Genomic DNA, 7,172 nt, shown 5'->3' with positions numbered 1-7,172 from the left:
CTTCAAGGTTGGGTGTCTCTGACATTTTTATCTTCCTAATCCATAGCTGCGGCTGCGATTAATCTCGTTACTGTAGTCTGTAATCTCTTTTTGAGCGCTCTGTAGTGCTTGCTTCTGAGTTTTTTCGATGGTTTGGCTGTGATTGTCTACAAATTCACTTAGAACGCCTTGTAGGGCTGCTGTGTGCGTTTTACGCTCACTGGTATAGTGTATATTTTTAATCTCATTCAGTGCTTGCTGTGATTTGTCGTTAACTAAGTCCGTTAACGCGCTACGCTCATTTGACGCAAGCTCGCGCTGTCTTTGTGTGGTGTTTGGGTTATCCGTGTATTGATCGAGGCTGTGCATGACTTCATTAGCGACTGAAATCGCTAAAATAAGTTTGCCGGTCTTGCTGTTTGGATCAATCCCTTTCTGCGTATGCTGTTCTAATTGTGCCATTACAGCTGCATACAGTGATTTTTTGTCGGCAAGGAATTGCTTGTTTTCAAGCGCAAGCTGCCTTGCTCTGTCGGCTCGTGCCTGTTCAACGCGCTCACGTTCGGCTTGTTCACGTTTTTGTTGGTCGGCAAGGTCGCGCTGTCGCTGCTGCTCCAATGCTAAGTCTTTTTGTTTTTGCTCATTCTCGCGCTTAGTCTTAATGCCCTTTGCCATCGCCATAGCTTGTGCAACCGCATCTAGCGTAGGCGCTTTAGGCTTTGGCGCAGGTAGCGATTCAGGTTCTTTGATGGGTTCATCTGCTGTGGTTGTCCTGCTTGGCGTGGGTAAATCAATACTGATCGCCTTTGTTGGTGGCGGTGTGCTGTGTTCAACGTCTTCAATCTTATGACCATTCAAGATAATGGCATCAGCGGCATCATTCACGATCTGATTTTTGGCAAGCTCAACGCCCCAAACTAGCTCGTTACGCTCGTTAATTATTTCGTTGATGGTGCCAAGCTGTGTTGCTGGCGTTTTATCAATCTCGTAGTGCTTGCCTTCTTCTTTGGCTTGCTCTGCTTTTCTTAGCTCTCGCTCGTATTTGTCACGTTCTAGCTTGGTAGCCACTGACCCCATTTTGAGCTGTGGCTCAATATCAATTCCTTGCGCGGCATAGCTGCGACTATCAATCAATTTATGGTCATGCTCGGCTAGTTTTTCGTTGGCGATATGCTCCCATATTTGGCGAACGTCTGTAATCTCATGGCTGACTCGCGCCATGCCAAGCGAGCGCCGCTTATTATCGGACAGCTCAATGCTCGCTTTGTCGGTTAGTATGATCTCGTTATTATCGTCAAGCGCTGCGGTGCGCGTGGTGAACATGATATGAGCATGGAAGTTGCGAGGGTCTGCACCCCGATCAATCTCTTTTTGTGTGGGTTGATGGATAGCACAGTCGGCAATCGTACCGTAACGATCCGCTAGGGTTTGGGCGAAGCTATGCGCTAACTCCTTACGCTCTTGCTCGTTCAGCTCGTACGGTAGATTAACCAGCCATTCGCGAGCCACTCGCGCATCGACTCGCTTCTCGGCAGCTTCCGCTTTGTTCCATAAATCACTACGATCAATATCAGCGTTGGCAGCAGCCAACGCTGTCGGAAAAATAATATCGGCACTCATCACGCCATGCTTTTTTGAATAGTCGTGAGTCTTACCATATCGCTTATCTTCTAGTTCTACCCCTGCGCGATAGCTCGCACTGGCAACAGCACTTTGTCCGTTACTTCGAGATATTGATTTAGTCGATGCGATAAAAATAGCCATTTCTACAAGCTCAGTTTTTAGGTTTTTGGCACTACGTCTTTTCGTAGTGTTGGGGGTGTGGGGGTTTACCCCTGCCGATGTTTTGATTTTATAAATGTATGACCGTTAGGGATAAACATTTGTGAAGTCGAAAACTCGCACTTAGTCAGTGGGACTCAACGATCCGTCAATTAACTATATCATAAACTGTTGTTAGGTAATGGTGAAGTTGCTATAGTTGGAAAGATTGTAATTTGATAATTTAAGGAAGGATTATGAGCTTACTTGGTGGTAATGATTTAAAAGAACAGCAGAAGATTAATGAGCTTGAGCTAAAAATAAATAGGGAGAAGCAGAAACTGGATAAGAAGCTGACACGGCAAAAAATACTACTGGGTGCTTTTCTTGTAGATGCCTTAGAGAAGGATTCAGTAGATGGCTTAAAGAAATACACAGCTGATAATCTATTGGATTTTTTGACCAGACAGACGGATAAGGAGTTGATGAAGGATTTTGTAGTAAGTTTAGGTGGTGTAATGCCAGTAGAAAATGAAGGGGATTTATAGAATAACGATGGGCTAGACTGAAGAAATTAAAGTGCTGTTATTTAACTCTATTGGAGCATGAAAATGAATGTAGAAGAATCCAAAAAATACATGATATGTGATACAAACCAATTTTGGCTGCACTACTTGTCTTTAGAAAAATCATTAGAGGAAATAAGTGAGTATGTTGCTATTCATGAAAGCAATAAAAAAGTTTTTTCTTTTAAAATAATGCAGTTATATTTCGCTGTATGTTCTGAGATCGATAGTATCTTTAAACATATAAGAAGTAATATTCCTGAGTACACTAACACTATTAAAGAAGATGATTTAACTATCAAAGAACATAAGGCTATGATAGAAAACCATTTTTCCAAAATTAAAAAAACAAAAGTGAGTTTAAATATTAGTGGGTATAGTCTACAGTTTCAGCCCTTTAAGGTTTTATTTGATTCTCATAGAACAAAGACGGAAGAGCAAAAAGAGGAAAAGGATGAGTATGATAATAACAAGTTTGAAGGCTGGTGGAGTGACTATAACTCCGTCAAGCACAGTAGACTAAATAGCTTTCATAAAGCTAATTTGGATAACCTATTGCATTCTTTATCGGCTTTACATATCTTAAACTTGGTATATGCAGTTAGCTTAAAACCAGAGTTGGTAAAAAATTATGACTCTGTTTTAATCGAGGCACCTGCCACATCCCACTACCCTATTTTTCAATTAAAAAACAGTGTTTCTAACAGATATACTAGACGTGCACATAATTATTACGTAAGTTATCTAAATAATGATTCAATTAAATAGAGTATGCCTATGGCGAACCAATCAGACGCTCGCACTGGTTCGGTTCCCTAGTGAGGATTTGAATGTTTGGTTGTAGGATAATGGTATCGGTATATTGAGTTATTTAGGTAGTTGCGGTGTACTTCATTGTGTACATACCGTGAGCTTTTGGATCATTATTTTTATTTATCATAAGCGCTGTTATAAGAGCAATCGTATATTTTGAACTTTCCAATACTTTAGTAACTGTTATACATTGACTTTTAATCACATATCGAGATATCATGGTTTATGAATATAGAAAATGTAATATCCGCCCTTAATAATCCTATGCGGCGTCAAATCCTTGAATGGCTAAAAGACAGATCGAATTTTCCAGCCTCATTACCAGAGCACGCTGATTTAGACGGTGTGTGTGTGGCATATATCCAAGAAAAAGCAGGATTATCACAATCAACCATCTCGAATTACATGGGTGTATTAAAAAAAGCAGGATTGGTCATTGCTGAACGTCATGGACAATGGACATTTTATCAACGTCATGAGGCCAATATAAGAATTTTTCTTAATGAAGTTGAGAAAGAGCTACTAGAAATCTAGTAAGCAGCCTTACTAAAATCAGAGGTGTTCTATCTTAAGACAGCGTAGCATTAACATAGAATATCGAGATATCTCAATATAACGATGGAGTGTATTAATGAAACAACCAACGACCAAAATTAACTCATCCAACCTAGTAGATACATTAGGTCAGTCACTTCAACTGCCTTGCGGGGTGGTGCTAAAAAACCGAATGGTAAAGGCTGCAATGTCAGATTCTCTCGGTGATGGGCAAGGTGATGCAACGGATGCTCAATCACGTCTTTATGAGCGTTGGGCGCAAGGCGGCGTAGCATTGTCATTGATTGGCGAAGTACAAGGTACTCCTCATTATCCTGAGAAGCCTGGCAATTTAGTACTAAACCCAAATTCAGATATCGAGGCATTACAGGATTTGGCACGCCGCGGATCTATCAATGGTGCTCATCTTTGGCCGCAGCTTGGACACGCAGGAGCGCTTTCATATTTGCCTATCAGTCAACCTAAAGGCCCTTCTGCCTTAGATCTTGCAGAGTTAAAATGCAAGGGGATGAGCATAGAAGATATCGAGGCGTTACCAGCTATGTATGCAAACGCAGCCATGATTGCTAAAGATGCAGGTTTTGGTGGTGTTCAAATACATGCAGGACATGGGTTTCTTCTAAGTCAGTTTTTATCTCCATTGTTCAATCGCCGCACCGATGGATACGGTGGATCTATAGAAGGAAGATTCCGTGTCGTATATGAGGTGATAGAAGCCGTTAGAGAGGCGGTGGGCGATGCATTCCCCATTGGTATTAAGATAAACTCAACCGATCAATTAGAAGGCGGCCTAACAGAAGAGGATGCTATGGAGATGATTGGTATCATTGATCAGACTTCTATCGATCTGATTGATATCAGCGGTGGTACTTATTTTCCAGGAGCGCCTGCAAGCTCAGACAGCAGCTCTGGTTGTGGGCCTTACTTCGTTAGTTTTGCACAACGTGCAAAACAGATAACCACTATTCCTATTATGGCGACAGGCGGTTTTAAAACGCGTCAGCAAGCTGTTGATGCTATTGCGAGTGGCGCGGTCGATATGGTCAGTATAGGTCGTGGTATGGCATTAAATCCAAATCTAGCCAATGACTGGTTAAATATTGAAGGTGGTGACTCAAAGTTTCCAAGATTCGATACTAACCCTCCAGGCGGCGTCACTGCTTGGTATTCCATGCGACTAACAGCATTAGCAGAAGATAATGAGGATGCCTTCGATTTAGATCTAGAATCTGCTATGAGTATTTATGATGCAAGAGATGAGGCTCGTTGCTATGAATGGCGTCAAGTATTTGGCGATGTTTAGAGTATACCCCAAGGGAACCAAATATTTCAGCCTTCAAACCTATTAACAGACTACTTAAAACAGACTGCTATAATGGAACCACTTATAATAGACCGCTAGCATTAATAATCTAAATAATCCCTGATTGGACGCTTCTTGAACTGAGAAGGGTCTTTTTTTAGGCGGTTAGTCATCTCAAACTCCCAACCACTATCGCTTTGTCCTGCTGCACTGGTAGGGCTGACCATGTGATTATAGTCAGTAATAAACTGAGGGTTGCGAGCAATACGCCCTAACTGTTTATCGTTTAATCCTTCAACTGTGAACATATCTGCTGTATCAACATCTCTTTTCTTAAGCTCAGTAGTGGTTTTTCTTTTATCATTCTTCACCTTAAATTTGAATGTAAAACCTACAATTACACGTCCATCTTTGTGTTGCTCATACTCGGCTTGAATATCTGTATGTTTATTTATTTGATTGATAGCATGGTCTAAAACTCGAGCTTTGAAGTTATTCATTTTCTTGTACTGCTCAGGCTCAACACCTAATTTCCTGCGTAGATCATCCACTGATATTCTGTTAGTTTTACCAATTGCTTTCCATTGCATCATTAACTCATAAAGCCTGATTGAATACTCGCTTTGTAACTCACTAACCTGCTTCAACTCATATTCAGTGTATTGCTCGCTAAGTCTTGTTATAAGCGGAATAACTGCATCTGTGAATTGCAGCTCAACCAGACCAGCAGCATCAATGTAGGTTATTTTTTGCACCCATCTAATCACATGGCGAGCTAACTTTCCTGTCTGTTCGTGAATGTCTTCATACTCAAAATGAGCATCAAACAATCCACTTGTAGCACTTTTTAAGGCATCGTATGAAGTATGCTTCTCCACCTTGAATTGCTCTTGATAGCTCTTTGCTTTAATTTGAAGAACACCTCTAGCGTCAATCAACTGTTTTTGTTCCCTAGCCTCAATGATTGCTAGAAAAATGAGGCGCTGCTCAGGTATGCCAAGGGAGTAACTAGCACTGATTAATTTATTATCTTTGGTTATTAACTGCTTATCGCTCATTTCATACTTTCCATAGTGAATGATATAAGCACTATAACCCATAAAGCTACAAAATTATATACACTGTAGCTTTATGGGTCGATAGACGTAGCTTTATGGGTCGATAGACGTAGCTTTATGGGTCGATAGACGTAGCTTTATGGGTCGATAGACGTAGCTTTATTGATGCTACAGCCCTTAAATAGCAAAGGATAGCGAGAGCTTAAAAGCTTTTAAAAACATTAAAAACATTAAAAACCTTTTTTCTTTTTTTTATTAACTAAAAGAACAAGAGCTTTTACCTATCTAAATTTGCAGTATCGATACTTATCTGTACCTGTAAAGCAAGTATTCGGAGTGACTCTCGCATAAAATTCACCATCTGGACCGTTAACCACATTATGAGCAATCTTAGCTGCTGCTAAACTATTGTATTTAGTTTGACGCTCTGCAATGTCTGCTTTGCTAGGCACAAGTAACCAAACAGAAAATAAAGTAAGAGCAAATATACAAGCACATATAGCACCTACCAGACCAGCAGCCTTCCAACTTAGTGATCTAGCAAACTCATCTGATAACTCTTTGGTGTATCGTTCAGCGCCTTCTCTAGCTTCCTTTCTAACACTGATTAACGTGTTTTTGGCATCATTGGCTAATTGCCGATTTTGTTCCTCAAACTCAGTAGAAAAAAAGCTTAAACTCTTAAAGTTGGCATCAAAGGTTTTTTTCATATCTGACGATAATATGGATAAATCATTAATGCTGGTGGTGGCTAGGTTCACGGTTTGTACTAAGTGATGATTCGCCTTTTCAACATGACCACCAACGCCTTGCGTTAACTGGTTATGGTAGTGATTAAGCACCGCAGACACTTCTTTGCTAACCTCTTTAGCCGCACCAATAGCAATCGCTGATTTGATGACATTCTCTCGTTCTTGATAATCATTGAGCTGAGCTGTTAGATTGTTTACCAGCTTGGCGGTTGCTTCGTCTCTGTCTTTGGTGGCTTGATCTGTTGCCTCTATTTTTTCTAACAAGGCGGTATTATGTTCTGTCAATGTGGCAATGGCGGTAAGTAGGTCTTCAAGGTTGGGTGTCTCTGACATTTTTATCTTCCTAATCCATAGCTGCGGCTGCGATTAATCTCGTTACTGTAGT

Annotated in this window: 7 protein-coding genes; 4 read left to right on the top strand and 3 right to left on the bottom strand. The window is 40.8% G+C overall.

The window, feature by feature from the left end:
• Nucleotides 1-27 precede the first annotated feature (27 nt).
• Complete coding sequence (locus BTV98_RS13070) at nt 28-1,743, bottom strand: MobA/MobL family protein (RefSeq protein ID WP_075103756.1); 1,716 nt, start codon at nt 1,741-1,743, stop codon at nt 28-30.
• Nucleotides 1,744-1,997: 254 nt separating this feature from the next.
• Here BTV98_RS13070 and BTV98_RS13065 point away from each other — a divergent pair, with 254 nt between their 5' ends.
• From BTV98_RS13065 to BTV98_RS13050, 4 genes are all read left to right on the top strand, one after another.
• Nucleotides 1,998-2,288: a mobilization protein MobS gene (locus BTV98_RS13065; RefSeq protein ID WP_075103755.1), complete on the top strand. Its 291-nt coding sequence runs from the start codon at nt 1,998-2,000 to the stop codon at nt 2,286-2,288.
• A gap of 63 nt (nt 2,289-2,351) precedes the next feature.
• Nucleotides 2,352-3,074 carry a hypothetical protein gene (locus tag BTV98_RS13060; RefSeq protein ID WP_075103754.1) on the top strand — a complete coding sequence of 241 codons (723 nt, stop codon included), beginning with the start codon at nt 2,352-2,354 and terminating at the stop codon, nt 3,072-3,074.
• 270 nt (nt 3,075-3,344) lie between these two features.
• Complete coding sequence (locus BTV98_RS13055; RefSeq protein WP_075103753.1) at nt 3,345-3,653, top strand: helix-turn-helix transcriptional regulator; 309 nt, start codon at nt 3,345-3,347, stop codon at nt 3,651-3,653.
• Between the two features lie 97 nt (nt 3,654-3,750).
• Complete coding sequence (locus tag BTV98_RS13050) at nt 3,751-4,977, top strand: NADH:flavin oxidoreductase/NADH oxidase family protein (protein WP_075103752.1); 1,227 nt, start codon at nt 3,751-3,753, stop codon at nt 4,975-4,977.
• 101 nt (nt 4,978-5,078) lie between these two features.
• Here BTV98_RS13050 and repM read toward each other — a convergent pair whose 3' ends face one another.
• Both repM and BTV98_RS13040 read right to left on the bottom strand, forming a co-directional pair.
• Nucleotides 5,079-6,035 carry a replication initiation protein RepM gene (repM, locus tag BTV98_RS13045; protein WP_075103751.1) on the bottom strand — a complete coding sequence of 319 codons (957 nt, stop codon included), beginning with the start codon at nt 6,033-6,035 and terminating at the stop codon, nt 5,079-5,081.
• Nucleotides 6,036-6,316: 281 nt separating this feature from the next.
• Nucleotides 6,317-7,120, bottom strand: coding sequence for a hypothetical protein (locus tag BTV98_RS13040; RefSeq protein WP_075103750.1), 804 nt, complete (start codon nt 7,118-7,120; stop codon nt 6,317-6,319).
• Between the last annotated feature and the right edge of the window lie 52 nt (nt 7,121-7,172).

The sequence above is a fragment of the Psychrobacter sp. Cmf 22.2 genome (genome assembly GCF_001921745.1).
Lineage (GTDB): Bacteria > Pseudomonadota > Gammaproteobacteria > Pseudomonadales > Moraxellaceae > Psychrobacter.
The sequence above is the reverse complement of the archived record's forward strand: the minus strand, read 5'-3'. Positions and strand labels throughout refer to the sequence as shown.

What these genes read in the sequence shown, in the direction of transcription:
- BTV98_RS13070 (WP_075103756.1), bottom strand. Translation starts at nt 1,743, where the DNA reads ATGGCTATTTTTATCGCATCGACTAAATCAATATCTCGAAGTAACGGA.
- BTV98_RS13065 (WP_075103755.1), top strand. Translation starts at nt 1,998, where the DNA reads ATGAGCTTACTTGGTGGTAATGATTTAAAAGAACAGCAGAAGATTAAT.
- BTV98_RS13060 (WP_075103754.1), top strand. Translation starts at nt 2,352, where the DNA reads ATGAATGTAGAAGAATCCAAAAAATACATGATATGTGATACAAACCAA.
- BTV98_RS13055 (WP_075103753.1), top strand. Translation starts at nt 3,345, where the DNA reads ATGAATATAGAAAATGTAATATCCGCCCTTAATAATCCTATGCGGCGT.
- BTV98_RS13050 (WP_075103752.1), top strand. Translation starts at nt 3,751, where the DNA reads ATGAAACAACCAACGACCAAAATTAACTCATCCAACCTAGTAGATACA.
- repM (WP_075103751.1), bottom strand. Translation starts at nt 6,035, where the DNA reads ATGAGCGATAAGCAGTTAATAACCAAAGATAATAAATTAATCAGTGCT.
- BTV98_RS13040 (WP_075103750.1), bottom strand. Translation starts at nt 7,120, where the DNA reads ATGTCAGAGACACCCAACCTTGAAGACCTACTTACCGCCATTGCCACA.